This is a genomic window from Bacillus sp. FSL K6-2819 (assembly GCF_038008305.1).
Lineage (GTDB): Bacteria > Bacillota > Bacilli > Bacillales > Bacillaceae > Bacillus > Bacillus amyloliquefaciens.
Genome location: NZ_JBBOYV010000001.1, coordinates 12,501 through 32,500, shown reverse-complemented (window position 1 = coordinate 32,500; position 20,000 = coordinate 12,501). Strand labels below are relative to the sequence as shown.

Annotated in this window: 17 protein-coding genes, 1 tRNA gene, 3 rRNA genes, 1 other RNA gene and 1 other annotated feature (2 of these 23 cut by a window edge); of the genes, 6 read left to right on the top strand and 16 right to left on the bottom strand. The window is 46.5% G+C overall.

The genetic code is table 11. From position 1 onward, the window contains the following. The 8 genes from MHH91_RS00160 to tadA form a co-directional block, all read right to left on the bottom strand. Positions 1 to 1,406, bottom strand: a 16S ribosomal RNA gene (locus MHH91_RS00160); it reaches 144 nt to the left of the window's first position. 249 nt (positions 1,407 to 1,655) lie between these two features. Then, positions 1,656 to 1,919, bottom strand: coding sequence for a pro-sigmaK processing inhibitor BofA family protein (locus MHH91_RS00155; protein WP_013350740.1), 264 nt, complete (start codon positions 1,917 to 1,919; stop codon positions 1,656 to 1,658). Positions 1,920 to 1,979: 60 nt separating this feature from the next. Then, positions 1,980 to 2,204: a YaaL family protein gene (locus tag MHH91_RS00150; protein ID WP_013350739.1), complete on the bottom strand. Its 225-nt coding sequence runs from the start codon at positions 2,202 to 2,204 to the stop codon at positions 1,980 to 1,982. Between the two features lie 18 nt (positions 2,205 to 2,222). Beyond that, entirely contained in the window at positions 2,223 to 2,819 is a 597-nt protein-coding gene (gene recR / locus MHH91_RS00145; protein WP_003150697.1) for a recombination protein RecR, read from the bottom strand. A 14-nt stretch (positions 2,820 to 2,833) separates the two neighbouring features. Then, entirely contained in the window at positions 2,834 to 3,157 is a 324-nt protein-coding gene (locus MHH91_RS00140; RefSeq protein WP_003150700.1) for a YbaB/EbfC family nucleoid-associated protein, read from the bottom strand. 24 nt (positions 3,158 to 3,181) lie between these two features. Then, positions 3,182 to 4,873: a DNA polymerase III subunit gamma/tau gene (gene dnaX / locus MHH91_RS00135; protein WP_013350738.1), complete on the bottom strand. Its 1,692-nt coding sequence runs from the start codon at positions 4,871 to 4,873 to the stop codon at positions 3,182 to 3,184. Between the two features lie 133 nt (positions 4,874 to 5,006). Continuing rightward, an RNA gene (gene ffs / locus MHH91_RS00130) (signal recognition particle sRNA large type) lies at positions 5,007 to 5,271 on the bottom strand. 84 nt (positions 5,272 to 5,355) lie between these two features. After that, positions 5,356 to 5,838: a tRNA adenosine(34) deaminase TadA gene (gene tadA, locus MHH91_RS00125; protein WP_013350737.1), complete on the bottom strand. Its 483-nt coding sequence runs from the start codon at positions 5,836 to 5,838 to the stop codon at positions 5,356 to 5,358. An 82-nt stretch (positions 5,839 to 5,920) separates the two neighbouring features. Here tadA and MHH91_RS00120 point away from each other — a divergent pair, with 82 nt between their 5' ends. The 4 genes from MHH91_RS00120 (at position 5,921) to dck (ending at position 9,197) form a co-directional block, all read left to right on the top strand. Further along, on the top strand, positions 5,921 to 6,472 hold the full coding sequence (locus MHH91_RS00120; RefSeq protein WP_013350736.1) for an isochorismatase family cysteine hydrolase: 552 nt from the start codon (positions 5,921 to 5,923) through the stop codon (positions 6,470 to 6,472). A gap of 65 nt (positions 6,473 to 6,537) precedes the next feature. After that, positions 6,538 to 7,827 (top strand): glycoside hydrolase family 18 protein, encoded by a 1,290-nt coding sequence (locus MHH91_RS00115; RefSeq protein WP_172800824.1) that lies wholly within the window; start codon positions 6,538 to 6,540, stop codon positions 7,825 to 7,827. A gap of 96 nt (positions 7,828 to 7,923) precedes the next feature. Beyond that, positions 7,924 to 8,547, top strand: coding sequence for a deoxynucleoside kinase (locus MHH91_RS00110; protein ID WP_013350734.1), 624 nt, complete (start codon positions 7,924 to 7,926; stop codon positions 8,545 to 8,547). Further along, a complete protein-coding gene (gene dck, locus MHH91_RS00105) occupies positions 8,544 to 9,197 on the top strand; it encodes a deoxyadenosine/deoxycytidine kinase (RefSeq protein WP_013350733.1) in 654 nt (217 codons plus the stop codon). Before MHH91_RS00110 ends, dck begins: the two co-directional genes overlap by 4 nt. Positions 9,198 to 9,325: 128 nt before the next feature. Here dck and MHH91_RS00100 read toward each other — a convergent pair. Then, a tRNA-Ser gene (locus tag MHH91_RS00100) sits at positions 9,326 to 9,418 on the bottom strand. Positions 9,419 to 9,636: 218 nt separating this feature from the next. Between MHH91_RS00100 and MHH91_RS00095 the strand changes: the two genes are divergently transcribed. Next, positions 9,637 to 10,782 carry a glycerate kinase gene (locus tag MHH91_RS00095; RefSeq protein WP_013350732.1) on the top strand — a complete coding sequence of 382 codons (1,146 nt, stop codon included), beginning with the start codon at positions 9,637 to 9,639 and terminating at the stop codon, positions 10,780 to 10,782. Positions 10,783 to 10,792: 10 nt separating this feature from the next. Here MHH91_RS00095 and serS read toward each other — a convergent pair whose 3' ends face one another. The 5 genes from serS to guaB all read right to left on the bottom strand — a co-directional run bounded on the left by serS (position 10,793) and on the right by guaB (position 17,034). Then, complete coding sequence (gene serS / locus MHH91_RS00090) at positions 10,793 to 12,070, bottom strand: serine--tRNA ligase (protein ID WP_013350731.1); 1,278 nt, start codon at positions 12,068 to 12,070, stop codon at positions 10,793 to 10,795. Positions 12,071 to 12,124: 54 nt separating this feature from the next. Then, positions 12,125 to 12,337 (bottom strand) — a binding site (T-box leader). A gap of 52 nt (positions 12,338 to 12,389) precedes the next feature. Next, positions 12,390 to 12,980: a pyridoxal 5'-phosphate synthase glutaminase subunit PdxT gene (gene pdxT / locus MHH91_RS00085; protein ID WP_013350730.1), complete on the bottom strand. Its 591-nt coding sequence runs from the start codon at positions 12,978 to 12,980 to the stop codon at positions 12,390 to 12,392. A gap of 21 nt (positions 12,981 to 13,001) precedes the next feature. Continuing rightward, positions 13,002 to 13,886: a pyridoxal 5'-phosphate synthase lyase subunit PdxS gene (gene pdxS, locus MHH91_RS00080; protein ID WP_013350729.1), complete on the bottom strand. Its 885-nt coding sequence runs from the start codon at positions 13,884 to 13,886 to the stop codon at positions 13,002 to 13,004. 197 nt (positions 13,887 to 14,083) lie between these two features. Next, complete coding sequence (gene dacA, locus MHH91_RS00075) at positions 14,084 to 15,415, bottom strand: D-alanyl-D-alanine carboxypeptidase (RefSeq protein ID WP_013350728.1); 1,332 nt, start codon at positions 15,413 to 15,415, stop codon at positions 14,084 to 14,086. Between the two features lie 152 nt (positions 15,416 to 15,567). Further along, complete coding sequence (guaB, locus tag MHH91_RS00070) at positions 15,568 to 17,034, bottom strand: IMP dehydrogenase (protein ID WP_003150717.1); 1,467 nt, start codon at positions 17,032 to 17,034, stop codon at positions 15,568 to 15,570. 120 nt (positions 17,035 to 17,154) lie between these two features. Between guaB and MHH91_RS00065 the strand changes: the two genes are divergently transcribed. Continuing rightward, entirely contained in the window at positions 17,155 to 18,105 is a 951-nt protein-coding gene (locus tag MHH91_RS00065; RefSeq protein ID WP_013350727.1) for a YaaC family protein, read from the top strand. Between the two features lie 46 nt (positions 18,106 to 18,151). On the opposite strand, the gene rrf is transcribed toward MHH91_RS00065, so the two are convergent. Both rrf and MHH91_RS00055 read right to left on the bottom strand, forming a co-directional pair. After that, positions 18,152 to 18,267: ribosomal RNA gene (gene rrf / locus MHH91_RS00060) — 5S ribosomal RNA — on the bottom strand. Positions 18,268 to 18,318: 51 nt separating this feature from the next. Next, positions 18,319 to 20,000 (bottom strand): 23S ribosomal RNA (locus tag MHH91_RS00055); it runs 1,248 nt beyond the window's last position.

Sequence of the window (20,000 nt, the reverse complement as noted above, 5' to 3'; positions counted from 1 at the left end):
GTGTGTACAAGGCCCGGGAACGTATTCACCGCGGCATGCTGATCCGCGATTACTAGCGATTCCAGCTTCACGCAGTCGAGTTGCAGACTGCGATCCGAACTGAGAACAGATTTGTGGGATTGGCTTAACCTCGCGGTTTCGCTGCCCTTTGTTCTGCCCATTGTAGCACGTGTGTAGCCCAGGTCATAAGGGGCATGATGATTTGACGTCATCCCCACCTTCCTCCGGTTTGTCACCGGCAGTCACCTTAGAGTGCCCAACTGAATGCTGGCAACTAAGATCAAGGGTTGCGCTCGTTGCGGGACTTAACCCAACATCTCACGACACGAGCTGACGACAACCATGCACCACCTGTCACTCTGCCCCCGAAGGGGACGTCCTATCTCTAGGATTGTCAGAGGATGTCAAGACCTGGTAAGGTTCTTCGCGTTGCTTCGAATTAAACCACATGCTCCACCGCTTGTGCGGGCCCCCGTCAATTCCTTTGAGTTTCAGTCTTGCGACCGTACTCCCCAGGCGGAGTGCTTAATGCGTTAGCTGCAGCACTAAGGGGCGGAAACCCCCTAACACTTAGCACTCATCGTTTACGGCGTGGACTACCAGGGTATCTAATCCTGTTCGCTCCCCACGCTTTCGCTCCTCAGCGTCAGTTACAGACCAGAGAGTCGCCTTCGCCACTGGTGTTCCTCCACATCTCTACGCATTTCACCGCTACACGTGGAATTCCACTCTCCTCTTCTGCACTCAAGTTCCCCAGTTTCCAATGACCCTCCCCGGTTGAGCCGGGGGCTTTCACATCAGACTTAAGAAACCGCCTGCGAGCCCTTTACGCCCAATAATTCCGGACAACGCTTGCCACCTACGTATTACCGCGGCTGCTGGCACGTAGTTAGCCGTGGCTTTCTGGTTAGGTACCGTCAAGGTGCCGCCCTATTTGAACGGCACTTGTTCTTCCCTAACAACAGAGCTTTACGATCCGAAAACCTTCATCACTCACGCGGCGTTGCTCCGTCAGACTTTCGTCCATTGCGGAAGATTCCCTACTGCTGCCTCCCGTAGGAGTCTGGGCCGTGTCTCAGTCCCAGTGTGGCCGATCACCCTCTCAGGTCGGCTACGCATCGTCGCCTTGGTGAGCCGTTACCTCACCAACTAGCTAATGCGCCGCGGGTCCATCTGTAAGTGGTAGCCGAAGCCACCTTTTATGTCTGAACCATGCGGTTCAAACAAGCATCCGGTATTAGCCCCGGTTTCCCGGAGTTATCCCAGTCTTACAGGCAGGTTACCCACGTGTTACTCACCCGTCCGCCGCTAACATCAGGGAGCAAGCTCCCATCTGTCCGCTCGACTTGCATGTATTAGGCACGCCGCCAGCGTTCGTCCTGAGCCAGGATCAAACTCTCCGATAAAGTAGTTTGACTGACTACGCACATCGCTGTGCGATTTATTTAAAACTTTGAATTAACAGGTACGTTTTGTCTTGTTTAGTTTTCAAAGAACTTTGTTCACTTCTCTCGAAGCGACTTAATTATTATATCATATCGTTGTTATCATCGTCAATAACTTTTTTAAATTCTTTTTTCGAGAATCTGTTTCGTCATCAGCGACGTATATTAGAATATCACCCTTCATCCATCATGTCAACAATAATCGACAAATTAAATGATGAAGCGTTTAATGACGATTAAAGCAGCGATGCCGGGGATTCCTAAAATCCCGCTGACACCGGTTGTAACCAGATTAACAGGAATATGAATGCCGAGACTCCCGCCGAACAAATTCACACCCACCAGAAGAATCGCACCAGCAATAAACTTAATGGCAGTCAAACCAATCCATCTTACTGGCTTTGGAGATACTCCCCATAAAAAAAGCAAAGCAACCAGACCGACAATTAAACCGATAATGAAAAAAGGCTCCATGAATCTTCCCCCTCGCTTGTTTAGTACAAGCTTATGAGAAGATCCCGGAGAATAGACCTCTTACTTCCACCTGCTCATTTTTAAATTCCGCTGCTTCGCTTCTTTCAAATAAAAAAAATACTTAGATTCAGCGACTTTCAGCTCAAACAGCACCTCAGCCGAGGGCTCAAGACTTTTATCGACCAGACTCTTCTGTCTGTTCCATTCTTCCTTTTGTTTAAAGAGCTGTTCAATCAGCTTTTCGTCAAACTCTTTTCTTAATGTATTTCTGCGAAGAAAACCCATGCCTCGCCATTTCCTCCCTTACAATTCACGTCTTCCTTCAAGCGCTTTTGAAAGAGTGACCTCATCAGCATATTCCAAATCGCCGCCGACGGGCAGGCCGTGGGCAATACGGGAGAGCTTGATGCCTGAGGGCTTTAACAGCCTCGATATATACATCGCTGTTGCTTCCCCTTCAATATTAGGGTTGGTTGCGAGAATAACTTCTGTCACTTGGTCATCCTGAAGGCGCTTCAGCAGTTCCGGAATCTTAATATCCTCCGGGCCGATGCCGTCCATTGGAGAAATCGCGCCGTGAAGCACATGATACTGGCCGTTATATTCCTTCATTTTCTCCATTGCAATAACATCTTTAGGGTCCTGCACGACACAAATAACAGACTTATCTCTTCTTGTATCCTCGCATATATAACAAGGGTCCTGATCTGTAATATGTCCGCAAATCGAGCAATATGTCAGATTCCGCTTCGCATTGACAAGCGCCTTAGCAAAATCCAATACTGTGTCTTCTTTCATACCTAGAACAAAAAAAGCCAGACGAACCGCTGTTTTCGGTCCGATCCCTGGCAATTTCATAAAGCTGTCAATCAGCTTTGATATTGGTTCAGGATACTGCATGTTTATTTATCCCCCTAGAATAAACCCGGTATGTTCATTCCTTTTGTAAATTGTCCCATTGTCTCATTCGTCATGTCATCCACTTTTTTGAGGGCGTCGTTTGTCGCAGCAAGAACCAGGTCCTGAAGCATTTCGATGTCTTCCGGATCAACAACTTCTTCTTTAATCGCAACGTCTACAACTTCTTTTTGACCGTTAACCTTTACAGTCACCATTCCGCCGCCCGCTGTGCCTTCAAGCACTTTTTCAGCAAGCTCCTCCTGAGCCTTAGCCATATCCTTTTGCATTTTTTGCATCTGTTTCATCATTTTTTGCATGTTTCCCATTCCGCCACGCATATTCAATCACTCTCTTTCATCTCATTAGTCTTTTATTTCGATTAAATCCGCTCCGACAAGTTTTTTCGCCTCTGCAATAAGCGGATCTTCTTCAGCCGGTTCGTTTGATCCTTCACTTTCCTGCTGATGATCATTTAAAAATTCTTCTCTTATTTTACCCCATTGTGCTTCCGGAACGCCAATCAAATCCATTCTTTTCCCGAGCATTGATTCGAGAATCTGTTCAAGATTCGTACGGACTCCGTTATTGTCTTCGGCAACCATTTTACAATGGATTTCGTATTTAAATTTAAGCACAAATGCCTTCTGGGCAGCGGCCACCGGTTCACTGTCATTCAAAAGAGCCGCATGGGACACCTTATTCTGCTGTTTCAGGTGTGCCAGCAGCTTGCCCCAGCTGCTTTTAAGCTGTTCAAGGTCAGGTCTTGTGGCTTCCTTCAATATTTCATGGATTCGTCCGACCGGAGCTTTGTAATGGCTTTTTCCGCCTTTTTGAGGACGCGGGGCTTCTTTCGGAGCGCTTTCCGCCTGAACTTTCACACCGGAGGTTTTCAGCCTTTCCACTTCCTGCTCAAGCTGCTGGATCTTATTCATCAGCATGCCGACCTCAGGGATGTCTGCGCCGGACTGCTGCGCCGTCTGGCATATTTTCACGACAGCCACTTCAAAAAAGATTCTTGGGTGGTTCGTCCACTTCATTTCCTGATGGCTTTTATTCAGGATATCAATCATCTCATATAAAGCGGGGGCCGGTATTTCACCGCTCAGATCCCGGAACATTTCATCGACCTTCACCTTCTCCAGGACTCCTTCTAAATCGGGAGCAGCCTGGTACAAGAGCATATCCCTGAAATAAAAGATCATATCTTCAATCAGTTTGGCCGCATCTTTCCCCTGCTGGAGTAATTCATTCAGTGTTTCCAACGCCTCGGAAACCTGTTTGCGGTGAAGAGCGGATGCCAGTTTTCCAATATAGTGCTGGGAAACGGCCCCGGTAATGAGCAATGCGTCATCCACCGCCAGCTCATCGCCGCTGAATGATACGGCTTGATCGAGCAGGCTCAGCGCGTCCCTCATTCCCCCGTCCGCAGCACTCGCTATGATATCAAGGGCGCCTTCTTCCACCTTCAGCTGCTCTGCATCGACGATTATCTTCATTCGTCCGACAATTGCTTGGGATGTAATCCGTTTGAAGTCAAAACGCTGACATCTGGAGATAATGGTTAAAGGAATCTTATGAGGCTCAGTCGTAGCTAATATGAAAATGCAATGTGCCGGCGGTTCTTCCAGCGTTTTCAGAAGCGCGTTGAATGCGCCGATAGAGAGCATATGCACCTCATCTATAATATATACCTTGTAAGTGACGGCCGACGGGGCGAATTTTACTTTGTCACGGATGTCGCGGATTTCGTCTACGCCGTTATTCGACGCCGCATCTATTTCGATCACATCTGATATAGAGCCGTTTGTGATCCCCTTGCACGCCGCGCATTCATTGCACGGTTCTTCTACAGGGGCGTGCTCACAGTTGACTGCTTTCGCAAATATTTTAGCTGCACTGGTTTTTCCCGTTCCTCGTGGTCCAGAAAACAGATATGCATGAGAAAATTTCTTTTGCAAAAGGGCATTTTGCAGCGTTTTCGTAATGTGTTCCTGTCCGACCACATCTTCAAACTGCTGAGGCCTAAATACTCGATATAAAGCTTGGTAACCCACAGGATGCGCCCTCCTCTGTTATTCATCATGTTTATTATACATGAACGGGCTTTTAACGCCAAAACCCGTTTTTCATATACGAAAAAACTCACCTGCCATAAACAGGTGAGTCTGAAATTTGATGATTGATTTACCGTGCACCTTCTGTCGATTCGCTACCCTAAGCGTTACTTAAGCAGTTAGCTCAGCCCAGGCAACCCTGCGGCACATGAGAGGTTTCACTTAATGCTGCTTCCTTCCGGACCTGACATGGTTCATGAATTCCCATTGCGCAGGACCCAGACGTCAACGCCACTTACTTAAGGCAGGCCTTACAGTAAACGAACCTCGAGAAGGGATTCGGCCCCGCTAGAGCGGATTGCGGGTACAGGGCACCGCTACCTCCCCGCTTAGCACGGCAAAATAAATATCAAATTTTTATATGCGCACCATTTATGATGCACACATAAGTATATCTGCTTCAGGCAGAAAATGCAACCGTACTAATCAGACAACTTTTTCCTCTTATCTTTCTTTTGCCGGCGCAGCTTTCTGAAAAAAGCGCTGAGCATTTCTCCGCACTCTTCTTCGAGCACTCCGCTCACCACTTCCGCTTGGTGGTTGAACCGTTCCTCCTGCAAAAGGTTCATCAGCGTTCCTGTACAGCCTCCCTTGGGATCAAATGCGCCGAACACGACCTTATCGACTCTGGAAAGCACGACGGCTCCCGCACACATCGGGCACGGCTCTAAAGTGACATAAAGAACGGCGTCCTCAAGTCTCCATGTTCCCAGCTTGCGGCACGCTTCGTCTATCGCCAGCATTTCCGCGTGGGCAAGTGAGCGCTGTTCCGTCTCCCGCAGATTATGCGCCCGCGCCACGATCTCATCGTGCAGAACAAGGACGGCTCCGATCGGCACTTCCCCTTTCGCTTCTGCTTTCTTCGCTTCTTTTATGGCTTCTCTCATATAATATTCATCATTCATCGGTTCAAGCTCTCTTCTTAAGTTTTTTCATGTCTCATAAAGGTTAAAATAAGAATACCTCAGCAGAAAGGAGTTGCCGGTATTGACTGAACCTAACAACACAGCCCTTCTGATTGTCGATATGATCAATAATTTTCAATTTGATATGGGCGAACGTCTTGCTGAAAAAACCAAACAAATTGTCCCCCGTATTTTATCATTAAAGAAGCATGCAAAACAAAACAACTGGCCGATTATTTATATTAATGATCATTACGGGCTTTGGAAGGCTGATATTGATGCCATCAGGGAGGAATGCAGCAATGACATAAGCGCCGACATTATAGAAGATATTTCACCTCAGCCGGATGATTATTTTCTGATTAAACCGAAGCATTCCGCATTTTACGAAACGGCGCTTCACACCCTTCTGACCGAATTAAAAGTGAATCAATTAATGATCACGGGGATTGCCGGTAATATTTGCGTGCTGTTCACGGCTAACGACGCTTATATGCGGGAATACAGCATTGCCATCCCGAAAGACTGCACCGCTTCCAATAACGACGAAGACAATGATTTCGCTTTGACCATGATGGAAAATGTACTCTTCGCGGAAATAACCACCGAAAAACAAATTACCTCCGAAAAATAAACATGATCAGCCTCCTTTTTTCATACATTTGATAGCGGATATGAAAGGAGGCGTTTTTCATTCAGATTTATGTAGTGAAACGGGGCGACACACTTTCTGCTATTGCGGCGCGCTACCGGATTGCCGCAAATGTCATTGCGGAAGCAAATAAACTGCCTAATCCCAATACATTGGTTGTCGGACAAACCCTTGTCATTCCGATCGAGGGACAATATTACGAGGTGAGACAAGGCGATACTCTTGCGGCAATCGCCGGCCGTTTTCATATATCGGCCGCGGAGCTTGCGAGGGTGAACGGAATTCAGCTCAGCTCCACAGTGCAAGTCGGGACCCGCCTGTATATTCCGGAGCAGACGAATAAGCCCGATATCGAATCAAATGCATATATAGAACCGCGGGGAACGAGCGTAAGCGCTAATCTGCAGCAGGCAGCAAGAGAGGCCTCACCTTATTTAACATACCTCGGCGCATTCAGTTTTCAGGTGCAGCGGAACGGGACTTTAAAAGAACCGCCCCTGACCAATTTAAAAAGTATCGCCGACAGGCACAACACCACATTGATGATGATCATCACCAACCTTGAAAATGACGCATTCAGCGATGAACTCGGGCGGCTCATCTTAAATGATAATACGGTGAAAACAAAGCTCTTTCAGGAAATCGTCTCCACGGCCAAAAAGCACGGCTTCCGCGATATTCATTTTGATTTCGAATATTTGCGTCCTCAGGACAGAGAAGCCTACAATCGTTTTTTACGTGAAGCGAGAACGATTTTTCATCGGGAAGGCTGGAAGATTTCAACGGCGCTTGCTCCGAAAACGAGTGCGACCCAGGCCGGCAAATGGTATGAAGCACATGACTATAGGGCACATGGAGAAATCGTCGATTTTGTCGTGATCATGACATATGAGTGGGGGTACAGCGGAGGCCCGGCTCAGGCCGTATCACCAATCGGCCCTGTAAGGAATGTCATTGAGTACGCGCTGACAGAAATGCCTTCTTCCAAAATCGTCATGGGACAGAACATGTACGGCTACGATTGGACACTGCCTTTTAAACAGGGAACGACAGCGAAAGCCGTCAGTCCTCAGCAGGCGATCGCTCTGGCCGCACGCTATAAAGTCGACATTCAATATAACGAAACCGCCCAGGCTCCCTTCTTTCGATACACGGCTGAAAATCAGAAACAGCATGAAGTATGGTTTGAAGACGCCCGCTCCATTCAGGCGAAATTTAATTTAATTAAAGAACTTCATTTAAGAGGAATCAGCTATTGGAAACTCGGCCTCTCCTTCCCGCAAAACTGGCTTTTGCTCGGAGATCAATTCCATATTGTGAAAGAGACGTTTCGTTAATTGGAAGCGTCTTTTTTTCATGGGCGTTTCTGAGAGTGTGATACAATATAAAGGCCGGCAGCTGACGGATGTTTGCAGAATTAAGGAGGATTTTCAATGAACAGAGCCCCTTTTATCGCGGTAGAAGGTCCTATCGGGGCAGGAAAAACGACACTCGCTTCTATGCTTTCTGAAGAGCTCGGTTTTCCTATGATTAATGAGATTGTGGAAGACAACCCGTATCTCGATAAGTTCTATGATAATATCGAGGAGTGGAGTTTTCAGCTTGAAATGTTTTTTCTCTGTCACAGGTATAAACAGCTTGAAGACACTGATCGGGATTATTTAAAACAAGGACAGCCCGTTTTGTCCGATTATCATATTTATAAAAATGTTATTTTCGCAGAACGCACATTGCACGGACAAAAGCTTGAGAAATATAAGCAGATTTATCATCTGCTCACTCACGACTTGCCGAAGCCGAATGTCATTGTATACATAAAGGCAAGCCTGCCGACATTGCTTCAACGCATCGAAAAACGCGGGCGCCCGTTTGAGAAAAATATCGAACATCAATATCTGGAACGTCTCATTGCAGATTACGATACCGCCATCAGACAGCTTCAGGAAGAAGATCCGGATATATCTGTACTGACTATTGATGGTGATACTGAAGACTTTGTTTTGAATAAGACAGACTATGAAAGAATTGCCCGTCAGGTAAAGGAGCTTATTAAATGAAAGATATTCACATTCCAAACAACGCCATTATAACAGTAGCGGGAACGGTAGGAGTCGGAAAATCGACTTTAACCAAAGCTTTAGCAAAACGCCTCGGGTTTAATACCTCACTTGAAGAAGTGGATGAAAACCCTTATTTAGAGAAGTTTTATCATGACTTTGAACGCTGGAGCTTTCATTTGCAAATTTATTTTCTGGCCGAGCGGTTCAAGGAGCAGAAAAACATGTTTGAATCAGGCGGAGGATTCGTGCAGGACCGTTCGATTTATGAAGATACAGGCATATTCGCAAAAATGCATGCCGATAAAGGAACCATGTCGCTGACAGATTACAAAACATACACAAGCCTTTTTGAGGCCATGGTCATGACGCCATACTTCCCGCATCCTGATGTTTTGATCTATTTAGAAGGCGATCTTGAAAACATTATAGAGCGGATTGAAAAGCGGGGCCGTGAGATGGAGCTGCAGACCAACCGTGCCTATTGGGAAGAGATGTATACGCGGTACGAGGACTGGATCAGCGGTTTTAACGCCTGCCCTGTGCTGAAAGTACGCATTGAAGATTATGATCTTGAAGCTGATGAACAGTCACTGGAACCTTTGATCGAAAAAATCAGTCACGTGATCAATGAAAACAGAAAGAAATAAAAATAATAAAGCGATTTTCCCCAAAAGAGAAAATCGCTTTTTTGCATATAAAAAATCCGCTGCATCAAATGCAGCGGACAAAACAATCTCCAATATATGCTCGAGTTTCATTAGGTTTAAAATCAATATGGCGGAGGAAGAGGGATTCGAACCCCCGCGGGCTTTGACACCCCTGTCGGTTTTCAAGACCGATCCCTTCAGCCGGACTTGGGTATTCCTCCGTATCGACATTTAATAATATACCACATGACCTAAATTTCAGTCAAGCGCTTTTTCATATTTTTTTATTTCTTTTCTTAAACGGCTTTTCCGTCAGCTTTACTATCATACAAAAGTCTTGTCTCCAAATCAACCTCAGTATGTCATACGGGCAGGAAAAACAGTGAAAACCAAGAATAGATTGAAATAGATAAACCTGCTCATAAAGGTGGAGAACACAATGAAAGTCATAATTGCACCGGATTCTTTTAAAGAAAGCATGACATCAAAAGAAGCCGCCGACAGCATCGAGAAAGGATTCAAAGCGGTCTTCCCTGACGCGGAATATATCAAGATACCCGTGGCTGACGGCGGAGAAGGAACCGTTCAGGCTTTAACGGATGCCACCGGCGGAAGCATTATCAAAAAAACTGTGACCGGCCCGCTGGGAACACCGGTAATTGCCGCATACGGACTTCTGGGAGACGGGCGCACGGCAGTCATTGAAATGGCGGAAGCTTCGGGACTCCATCTCGTTCCCCGTCATCTCAGAGATCCGTTGAACACGACCACAAGAGGAACGGGTGAACTGATAGCAGATGCAGCTTCCCGCGGGGCGAGTGAGATCATAATCGGTCTTGGGGGAAGCGCCACCAATGACGCCGGGACAGGAATGGCGAGTGCGCTCGGTGTGCGTTTCTTAAATGAGGAAGGTCAGGAGATACCTGACGGCGGAGGCTCTTTGCACACCCTGGCTTCTATTGATATAAGCGGTCTCTCCCCTGACCTGAAGCACATTCGTATTCGTGCCGCCTGCGATGTCGAAAATCCCCTGACCGGCGAAAATGGGGCGTCATATGTCTTTGGCCCGCAAAAAGGGGCGTCCGAGGAGACAAAAATGGTATTGGATAGCAATTTGCGCCATTTCGCTGATGTATTGAGACGGCAACACGATATTGAAGCGGATTCTGTAAAAGGTGCGGGTGCCGCAGGAGGTTTAGGGGCAGGACTGATTGCCTTCTTACAAGCAGAACTTCAAAGAGGTATCGACGTTGTATTAGATACACTGTCCTTTTCAGATCAGATAAAAGGCGCTGACCTTGTAATCACCGGAGAGGGACAGATTGACGGACAAACGATATTCGGCAAAACCCCCGCGGGAATCGCCGCACGCGCATCCGCTCAAGAAATTCCCGTTATCGCATTGGCGGGTTCCTTAGGCAAAGACTTTGAACATGTATACAACAGAGGAATCACCGCTGTGTTTTCTATCGTGCCTGGCGCTGTAAGTCTTGAAGATGCTTTAGAATCAGGCCGTTTTAACCTTGAAAGCACAGCCCGGAATGTCGCCGCTTTATACCAAACAGCAAAAAAGGCGCGCCTCTAGGGCGCACCTTTTACGGTTTGATGACTTCTTTATTTCCCATATAAGGACGAAGCACTTCCGGAATGACGACACTTCCGTCTTCCTGCTGGTAGTTTTCCAAGATGGCAGCTACTGTTCTGCCGACTGCCAGACCTGAACCGTTTAACGTATGCACATGCTCAGGCTTGCCTTTCGCTTCGCGTCTGAATCGAATGTTTGCTCGTCTTGCCTGGAACGCTTCAAAGTTGCTGCAAGAAGAAATTTCACGGTATGTGTCTTGGCTTGGAATCCATACCTCAATATCGTACTTTTTCGCAGCTGTAAAGCCCAGATCACCGGTACACATGCTCATGACACGATACGGAAGTTCGAGCAGCTGAAGCACCCGCTCAGCTTGATTTGTCAATTTCTCAAGCTCCTCATAAGAATCTTCCGGCTTCACGAATTTCACAAGCTCAACCTTGTTGAATTGATGCTGGCGGATCAAACCGCGTGTATCACGGCCGGCAGATCCCGCTTCTGAACGGAAGCAAGCGCTGAACGCCGCATAATTGATCGGCAATGCATCATCGGATAAGATTTCATCGCGATGCATATTTGTAATCGGCACTTCCGCCGTCGGAATTAAGAAATAATCCTCTTCCCTGATTTTAAAAGCATCCTCTTCAAATTTAGGAAGCTGCCCCGTACCTGTCATGCTCGTACGGTTTACCATATAAGGAGGAATGACTTCCGTGTAATGATATTCGTCAACGTGAAGATCGAGCATAAAGTTGTAGAGTGCGCGTTCGAGACGGGCCCCTAATCCTTTATAAAACACAAACCGGCTTCCCGTTACTTTTGAAGCGCGTTCAAAATCAAGAATGTTCAGGTGGTCAGCGATATCCCAATGCGGTTTCGGCTCATAAGAAAATGCCGGTGCCTCTCCCCACTTGCGAATTTCAATGTTATCATCTTCTGTTTCCCCGACAGGCACTGAATCGTGCGGGATGTTCGGAATAGACAGAAGGATGGTTTCGAGTGTCGTTTCAACCGTGCGAAGCTCTTCATCAAGCTTCTTAATTTCTTCGCCTACTTCACGCATCTCTTTAATAATATGATCAGCGTCTTTTTTCTCCCGCTTCAAAACGGCGACCTGCTGAGAAACTTCATTGCGTTTTCCCTTCAGCTCTTCTACTTTCCCGATAAGCTCTCTTCTTTTTTCATCAAGCTCTTCAAACTTATCAAAGTCAGATAAGTCTTCGCCTTTTGGAATGAGCTTCGCTTTTACTTCTTGAAAATTGGCTCTCAGCACCTTCGTGTCAATCATGCCTAACAACTCCTATCTGTTTTTATCGAAAATAAAAAAGAGCCCTCATCCCCTAAAAGGGACGAGAGCTCTCGCGTTGCCACCCTGATTGAAAACAAGCTCACACTTGCTTCCCGCTTTAACCCATAACGGTTTTCCCGTAAATGCCTACTTGTTTTCAGCATTTCGCTCAAGGACGGATTCGGAGAGCATCTTTCACCGATTCGCACCACCCATCGGCTCTCTTTGAAAGAGGGGCTTCCTACTGCTTCCTGTCAACGCTTTTCGATCTTTATTTGTGTTTATAATGTACTATAAGTATCAGCGGTTTTCAACTGTTTTATACAGCTGTTTCCTGCTTATGCTTTTCCGCCATTTTCACAAACAGCTCTGTCACTCGGTGATCATCCGTCAATTCAGGATGGAACGAGCAGCCGAGGAAATGGCCTTGTTTTGCAGCCACGATGCGTCCGTTATGTTCACAAAGCACTTCAACATCTTCTCCGGCTTCTAAAATATGCGGCGCGCGAATAAATACACCAGTAAACGGCTCATCAAGGCCTTTAATCGTTAGATCAGCCTCAAAGCTGTCGACCTGACGGCCAAAAGAATTACGCTCGACAACAACGTTTAACAGCCCTAAATGAGCATTATCCGTTCCCGCAATCTCTTTGGCTAAGATAATCAGACCGGCGCATGTGCCGAACATCGGTTTTCCCTGGGCGGCAAACTCGCGAAGCGGCTCCATAAAATGATACGTATCCATTAAACGCCGCATAGTCGTGCTTTCCCCGCCCGGCAGGATTAAGCCGTCGATGTCATTCAGCTGTTCAGGACGCTTAATCACGACACCTTTTGAACCACATGCTTCAATTGAACGAATATGTTCTCTTACTGCTCCTTGAAGTCCAAGTACACCAATTGTTAACATGCTTCCAGCTCTCCTATGGTTTTACCAGCCGCGTTCTTGCATACGCTGTTCCGGCAATAGATTTGAGATTTCGATTCCTTTCATTGCTGTGCCCAATTCTTTAGAAAGCTCAGCAATCAGTTTGTAATCTGTGTAGTGAGTCGTTGCTTCAACAATTGCTTTAGCGAATTTAGCAGGATTGTCCGATTTGAAAATACCTGAACCGACAAATACGCCATCAGCGCCAAGCTGCATCATCAATGCCGCATCAGCAGGCGTCGCCACTCCGCCGGCAGCAAAGTTGACAACAGGCAATTTGCCGTCACGCTTAATTTGAAGAAGCAGTTCATAAGGAGCACCGAGGTTTTTAGCTTCAGTCATCAGCTCATCATTGCTCATCGCCACAACTTTGCGCACTTGCGCGTTTACTTTTCTCATATGGCGGACAGCTTCCACAATGTTTCCTGTTCCCGGTTCGCCTTTTGTACGAAGCATGGACGCTCCTTCAGCGATACGGCGCGTTGCTTCGCCAAGATCACGGCATCCACATACGAACGGAACAGTATATTCATTTTTATTTAAATGAAATTCTTCGTCAGCAGGAGTCAGGACTTCACTTTCATCGATATAATCTACTCCCATTGCTTCAAGGACACGCGCTTCAACGATATGTCCGATACGCGCTTTTGCCATTACGGGAATGGATACAGCATTCATTACTTCTTCAACGATCGTCGGGTCAGCCATGCGGGCAACACCGCCGGCAGCGCGAATATCAGCCGGAACACGTTCTAACGCCATTACGGCAACAGCTCCCGCCTCTTCGGCAATCTTCGCTTGTTCAGCATTTACAACGTCCATGATGACGCCGCCTTTTTGCATTTCCGCCATTCCGCGTTTTACACGGTCAGTACCTGTTTGAGCCATTATTTGGTCCCCCTAGTCAATGTATGATTAGATAATTTCTATCTCTTATTGTATCCCAGAAATACAATATTTCATATGGATATTCTCATTTTACAGCGAGATGAAAGAGATAGATATCATTTTTTTACTAACAATTTGGTTTTTTCAGTATATTAAGCAAAAGAGCCCTAACTTTCATCAGAGCTCTTTCTTATTTCTTAAAACCAGCCTGTTACCGTATCAACGGCACTGTTCCAGATTCCGGAGAAGAAGCCTCCGATGCCGCGCATCATCTGAACAAACCAGTTTGCTTTATCTACATCATTTTTCGTTACAAGATTCACGCTGAACTCTTTGGATTTGAGGAAGCCGTAGTCTTTGTCACTGCCTTTGTATGTAACTGTCAGCGTTCCGACTTTCGTCCCTTTTTTCACAGGAGCCGTGATTTCTTTTTTATCTAAAGTCACTTCAGCTTTATAGTTCTTTTCATCCCCGCTTTTCACAGGAATAGAAAGTGCCTTATCAGTAACAATATCGACTTGCTTGTCTTTCCCTTTGTCAACGTCAATCGTTTTGTGCCCTTTTACTTGAGAGCCTTCAGGGTAAAGATCTTTCATTGAGAAATTGCTGTTAAATGCGTAATCGAGCATTTTTTTGGTTTCATCAAAACGTCCGGTATGCAGGTTGCCTTTTGCGTTTAATACAACGGTGATGACCCGCATTCCGTTCCGCTGTGCGGTGCTTGTAAAACAAGATCCCGCAGAATCAGTAGAACCTGTTTTTAAGCCGTCAACGCCGGGATATTCAGAAACAAGGCCTTTTAACATGAAGTTCCAGTTCGGCATGTCCATTTCATCATCTGTGCCCGCTCTGAATTTCGTCTTAGCAATGCTTGTTGTTTTCAGAACTTCCGGATAATCAGTGATCAGGCGGTCTGCAAGAAGCGCCATGTCTTTAGCAGAAACTTCACTCTCTTCTTTAACGCCTTCCCCTTGCGGCTGTTTGCCGTGAAGGTCTTCATTCACAAGACCGGTGGAATTTTTAAAGTCATAGTTTGTCATGCCTAGTTCTTTGGCTTTCGCATTCATTTTGGCGACAAATTTTGTTTCAGTTCCGGCAAGAATTTCGGCAACAGCGATCGCGGCTCCGTTAGCAGAGTAAATCGCCATAGCTTGGTACAGTTCTTTGACTGTGTATTTGCCGTCTTTCCGGAGAGGGACGTTTGATAAACTGTTGTCTTGAGAGATTTCATAGACATAATCATCAGGAGTATACGTTTGGTCCCATTTCACTTTTCCTTCTTTAATGGCTTCCAGAAGCAGATATTCAGTCATCATTTTTGTCATGCTGGCAATCGGCAATCTTTTGTCTGCATTTTTACTGTATAAAATTTTCCCCGATGAAGCCTCAATCATTATCGCAGCTGATGCATTGACATCAATCGGGTCATTGCCGGCTGCTTCCGCTTTAGACATCGGAACAAAGCAAGTTGCGGTCAGTGCCAGTACCACTAATGACACCAACATCTGTTTCCATTTCGTGATGTTCAATCTTACGACCTCCGTCATTCATTTTAAATCTATAATTAAGCCGTTAAGGACATATTCAAATTCAAAACACAACATTATAAATTTTATCACACTCGATATAAAAAAAATAGACAGAGTCAGCGACCCTGTCAAATGTTTTTTATTTGTAACAATTATGAGATTGTGTAGTTTGGTGATTCCTTCGTGATTTGGACATCATGCGGATGGCTTTCGCGAAGACCTGCTCCTGTCATACGGATAAATTGAGCTTCTTCTCTTAAAGCGCGCAAGTCTTTTGAACCGCAATATCCCATACCTGAACGAAGACCGCCGACAAGCTGATACACTGTTTCTTCTACAGGACCTTTGTACGGAGTCCGTCCTTCGATACCTTCAGGGACGAATTTCTTATTTTCTTCTTGGAAATATCGGTCTTTACTGCCTTTTTCCATGGCAGCGACAGAACCCATACCGCGATACACTTTAAATCTTCTGCCTTGATAGATTTCAGTTTCGCCCGGGCTTTCTGAAGTACCGGCAAGCAGGCTTCCAAGCATGACAGCATGTCCGCCGGATGCCAATGCTTTCGTAATATCTCCGGAGAATTTAATACCGCCGTCCGCGATAATTGTTGCGCCGTGTTTTCTCGCTTCAGTGGCACAATCATAAATCGCAGTGATTTGCGGTACACCTACGCCTGCAACGACGCGTGTCGTACAGATAGATCCAGGTCCGATTCCCACTTTTACAATGTTTGCTCCGGCTTCAATCAAAGCCTTTGTCGCTTCAGCCGTAGCAACATTTCCTGCGATAATGTTCAATTCAGGATATGTCTCACGGATTTTCGCAACTGTGTTCAGTACGCCTCTGGAATGTCCGTGAGCCGTATCAACCACGATAACGTCGACATTCGCTTCAACAAGCTTGCTGACACGAGTCATTGTATCACCTGTCACGCCTACCGCAGCGCCGACGATCAGGCGTCCGTGTTCATCTTTAGATGAATTCGGGAATTCGATAACCTTTTCAATATCTTTGATCGTGATAAGACCTTTTAATTTGTTTTGGTCATCCACTAATGGAAGTTTTTCAATTTTATGCTTCTGCAAGATTTTTTCCGCTTCGTCTAATGTGGTTCCCACAGGAGCCGTAACCAGCTCTTCTTTTGTCATAACATCACTGATTTTCATTGAATAATCAGAGATAAAGCGAAGATCGCGGTTTGTAATGATACCGACCAGCTTTTGATCGTCTTTATTATCTACGATCGGAACACCGGAAATTCTGTATTTCCCCATCAAATGCTCCGCATCGAATACTTGATGATCAGGTGTTAAAAAGAAGGGATTTGTAATAACGCCCCGTTCAGAACGTTTGACTTTGTCAACATGTTCAGCCTGCTGTTCGATGGACATGTTTTTATGAATAATGCCCAAGCCGCCTTGTCTGGCCATCGCAATCGCCATTGCTGATTCTGTTACTGTATCCATTCCTGCACTGATGACAGGAATATTAAGCTTTAACGTTTTTGTCAGTTCAACAGACAAATCCACATCACGCGGAAGTACGTCTGATTGAGCCGGTACGAGCAGTACATCATCGAACGTTAAGCCTTCTTTTGAAAATTTACTTTCCCACATTAGTAAATCCCCCTCTTTTCGGCAAAATATTATATGTAGATTATCAACTAGAAAACGGCATGTCAAGGAAGCGAAAAAGAGTTGAAATATTTAGATAAAGGAAAGGGTTTAAAAATACATATGAGAGACCTTGAATGGAAAGAGTTATCATTATTTTATTCTGTAGAATCTTCCCAGAAATTTCTAAATAAAGTCTATACAGAAAGAGGAATGGAAGAACCAAAACGGTATGCGTTTAAAAACAGTGAGCGCTTCATATTCTTCATCAAACACGCCGAGTCCTTTTATAAGCAGGCATCCCTTTCTCCTTTAGAAATTAAGCCTATTCTGTTGTTTTACGGGATGTCACAATTGCTGAAAGCCTGTCTTCTGACCACAGATCCAAGCTATCCAAGCCACGCTTCAGTACTCGCACATGGCGTGACTGCCCGAAAACGCAAAAAGCAAAATTACTCTTTTAGGGATGATGAAGTGAAGGTGCAGCGCAATGGTTTATGTATTCATGTGATGAAACACTTATTCGGAATAGCCGGTCTTGAGGAAGAACGGTATACAATGAAAAAATTGCTGACAGCCATTCCTGAATTGCATGCTGTATTCCATTTCCAAGAGAAAAAGAATTGGCTGACCAAAGTAGAGCTGAAAGATAACCTTATTTCAGTGCCTGAACATGCGGTGATTCATTACAATATGTCTGACACCCGCTTTGCAGAATACATCAGTCATCACTTGAATTGGTCTTTTGTCAGGAAAGACCATAAGAATTTGGTTTTTGAGGCCGCTCCGATAGACAGGGAACCTTGGTCTTCACCAAATTTATTGTTTCACTTAGAGAATAATCAATATTATATTCCCTCTCAGCGCGATCACTTCCTGCATCTTCCGGAAATGATTATTCATTATTTGGTCCTGTACAATGTCGGAATGATTGCGAGATATGAAACGGAGTGGTGGTATGAACTGCTGACGCAGCATGTCAGCGATGATTATGTAATGATCCGGCGGTTTTTAGAGGTCACGGAACGCAAATTTCCTTACTACGCTTCTAATTTTCTGAAGCAATACTTATAAACACAAAAAAGGCAGCTCATGATGAGCTGCCTTTACCGTTAAAATAGCTTGGCGGCGTCCTACTCTCACAGGGGGAAACCCCCGACTACCATCGGCGCTGAAGAGCTTAACTTCCGTGTTCGGCATGGGAACGGGTGTGACCTCTTCGCTATCGCCACCAAACCATTGAGAGTGTTCTCTCAAAACTAGATAACAGTGAGCATACATTCAAATTAGGTTAAGTCCTCGATCGATTAGTATCTGTCAGCTCCATGTGTCGCCACACTTCCACCTCAGACCTATCAACCTGATCATCTTTCAGGGATCTTACTTCCTTGCGGAATGGGAAATCTCATCTTGAGGGGGGCTTCATGCTTAGATGCTTTCAGCACTTATCCCGTCCGCACATAGCTACCCAGCGATGCCCTTGGCAGAACAACTGGTACACCAGCGGTGCGTCCATCCCGGTCCTCTCGTACTAAGGACAGCTCCTCTCAAATTTCCTGCGCCCGCGACGGATAGGGACCGAACTGTCTCACGACGTTCTGAACCCAGCTCGCGTACCGCTTTAATGGGCGAACAGCCCAACCCTTGGGACCGACTACAGCCCCAGGATGCGATGAGCCGACATCGAGGTGCCAAACCTCCCCGTCGATGTGGACTCTTGGGGGAGATAAGCCTGTTATCCCCGGGGTAGCTTTTATCCGTTGAGCGATGGCCCTTCCATGCGGAACCACCGGATCACTAAGCCCGACTTTCGTCCCTGCTCGACTTGTAGGTCTCGCAGTCAAGCTCCCTTGTGCCTTTACACTCTGCGAATGATTTCCAACCATTCTGAGGGAACCTTTGGGCGCCTCCGTTACCTTTTAGGAGGCGACCGCCCCAGTCAAACTGCCCACCTGACACTGTCTCCCCGCCCGATAAGGGCGGCGGGTTAGAAGGTCAATACAGCCAGGGTAGTATCCCACCGATGCCTCCACCGAAGCTGGCGCTCCGGTTTCCAAGGCTCCTACCTATCCTGTACAAGCTGTACCAACATTCAATATCAGGCTGCAGTAAAGCTCCACGGGGTCTTTCCGTCCTGTCGCGGGTAACCTGCATCTTCACAGGTACTATAATTTCACCGAGTCTCTCGTTGAGACAGTGCCCAGATCGTTGCGCCTTTCGTGCGGGTCGGAACTTACCCGACAAGGAATTTCGCTACCTTAGGACCGTTATAGTTACGGCCGCCGTTTACTGGGGCTTCAATTCGCACCTTCGCTTACGCTAAGCGCTCCTCTTAACCTTCCAGCACCGGGCAGGCGTCAGCCCCTATACTTCGCCTTACGGCTTCGCAGAGACCTGTGTTTTTGCTAAACAGTCGCCTGGGCCTATTCACTGCGGCTCTCTCGGGCTTGCACCCTAACAGAGCACCCCTTCTCCCGAAGTTACGGGGTCATTTTGCCGAGTTCCTTAACGAGAGTTCTCTCGATCACCTTAGGATTCTCTCCTCGCCTACCTGTGTCGGTTTGCGGTACGGGCACCTCTCACCTCGCTAGAGGCTTTTCTTGGCAGTGTGGAATCAGGAACTTCGCTACTATAATTCGCTCGCCATCACAGCTCAGCCTTCACGGGAAACGGATTTGCCTATTTCCCAGCCTAACTGCTTGGACGCGGATATCCAATACCGCGCTTACCCTATCCTCCTGCGTCCCCCCATTGCTCAAATGGTGAGGAGGTGGTACAGGAATATCAACCTGTTATCCATCGCCTACGCCTTTCGGCCTCGGCTTAGGTCCCGACTAACCCTGAGCGGACGAGCCTTCCTCAGGAAACCTTAGGCATTCGGTGGAGGGGATTCTCACCCCTCTTTCGCTACTCATACCGGCATTCTCACTTCTAAGCGCTCCACAAGTCCTTCCGGTCTTGCTTCACAG

Excerpts from the sequence above, each read along its gene's own strand:
- MHH91_RS00155 (WP_013350740.1), bottom strand. The coding sequence starts at position 1,919 with ATGGAGCCTTTTTTCATTATCGGTTTAATTGTCGGTCTGGTTGCTTTG.
- MHH91_RS00150 (WP_013350739.1), bottom strand. The coding sequence starts at position 2,204 with ATGGGTTTTCTTCGCAGAAATACATTAAGAAAAGAGTTTGACGAAAAG.
- recR (WP_003150697.1), bottom strand. The coding sequence starts at position 2,819 with ATGCAGTATCCTGAACCAATATCAAAGCTGATTGACAGCTTTATGAAA.
- MHH91_RS00140 (WP_003150700.1), bottom strand. The coding sequence starts at position 3,157 with ATGCGTGGCGGAATGGGAAACATGCAAAAAATGATGAAACAGATGCAA.
- tadA (WP_013350737.1), bottom strand. The coding sequence starts at position 5,838 with ATGAATGATGAATATTATATGAGAGAAGCCATAAAAGAAGCGAAGAAA.
- MHH91_RS00110 (WP_013350734.1), top strand. The coding sequence starts at position 7,924 with ATGAACAGAGCCCCTTTTATCGCGGTAGAAGGTCCTATCGGGGCAGGA.
- dck (WP_013350733.1), top strand. The coding sequence starts at position 8,544 with ATGAAAGATATTCACATTCCAAACAACGCCATTATAACAGTAGCGGGA.
- MHH91_RS00095 (WP_013350732.1), top strand. The coding sequence starts at position 9,637 with ATGAAAGTCATAATTGCACCGGATTCTTTTAAAGAAAGCATGACATCA.
- serS (WP_013350731.1), bottom strand. The coding sequence starts at position 12,070 with ATGATTGACACGAAGGTGCTGAGAGCCAATTTTCAAGAAGTAAAAGCG.
- pdxT (WP_013350730.1), bottom strand. The coding sequence starts at position 12,980 with ATGTTAACAATTGGTGTACTTGGACTTCAAGGAGCAGTAAGAGAACAT.
- pdxS (WP_013350729.1), bottom strand. The coding sequence starts at position 13,886 with ATGGCTCAAACAGGTACTGACCGTGTAAAACGCGGAATGGCGGAAATG.
- guaB (WP_003150717.1), bottom strand. The coding sequence starts at position 17,034 with ATGTGGGAAAGTAAATTTTCAAAAGAAGGCTTAACGTTCGATGATGTA.
- MHH91_RS00065 (WP_013350727.1), top strand. The coding sequence starts at position 17,155 with ATGAGAGACCTTGAATGGAAAGAGTTATCATTATTTTATTCTGTAGAA.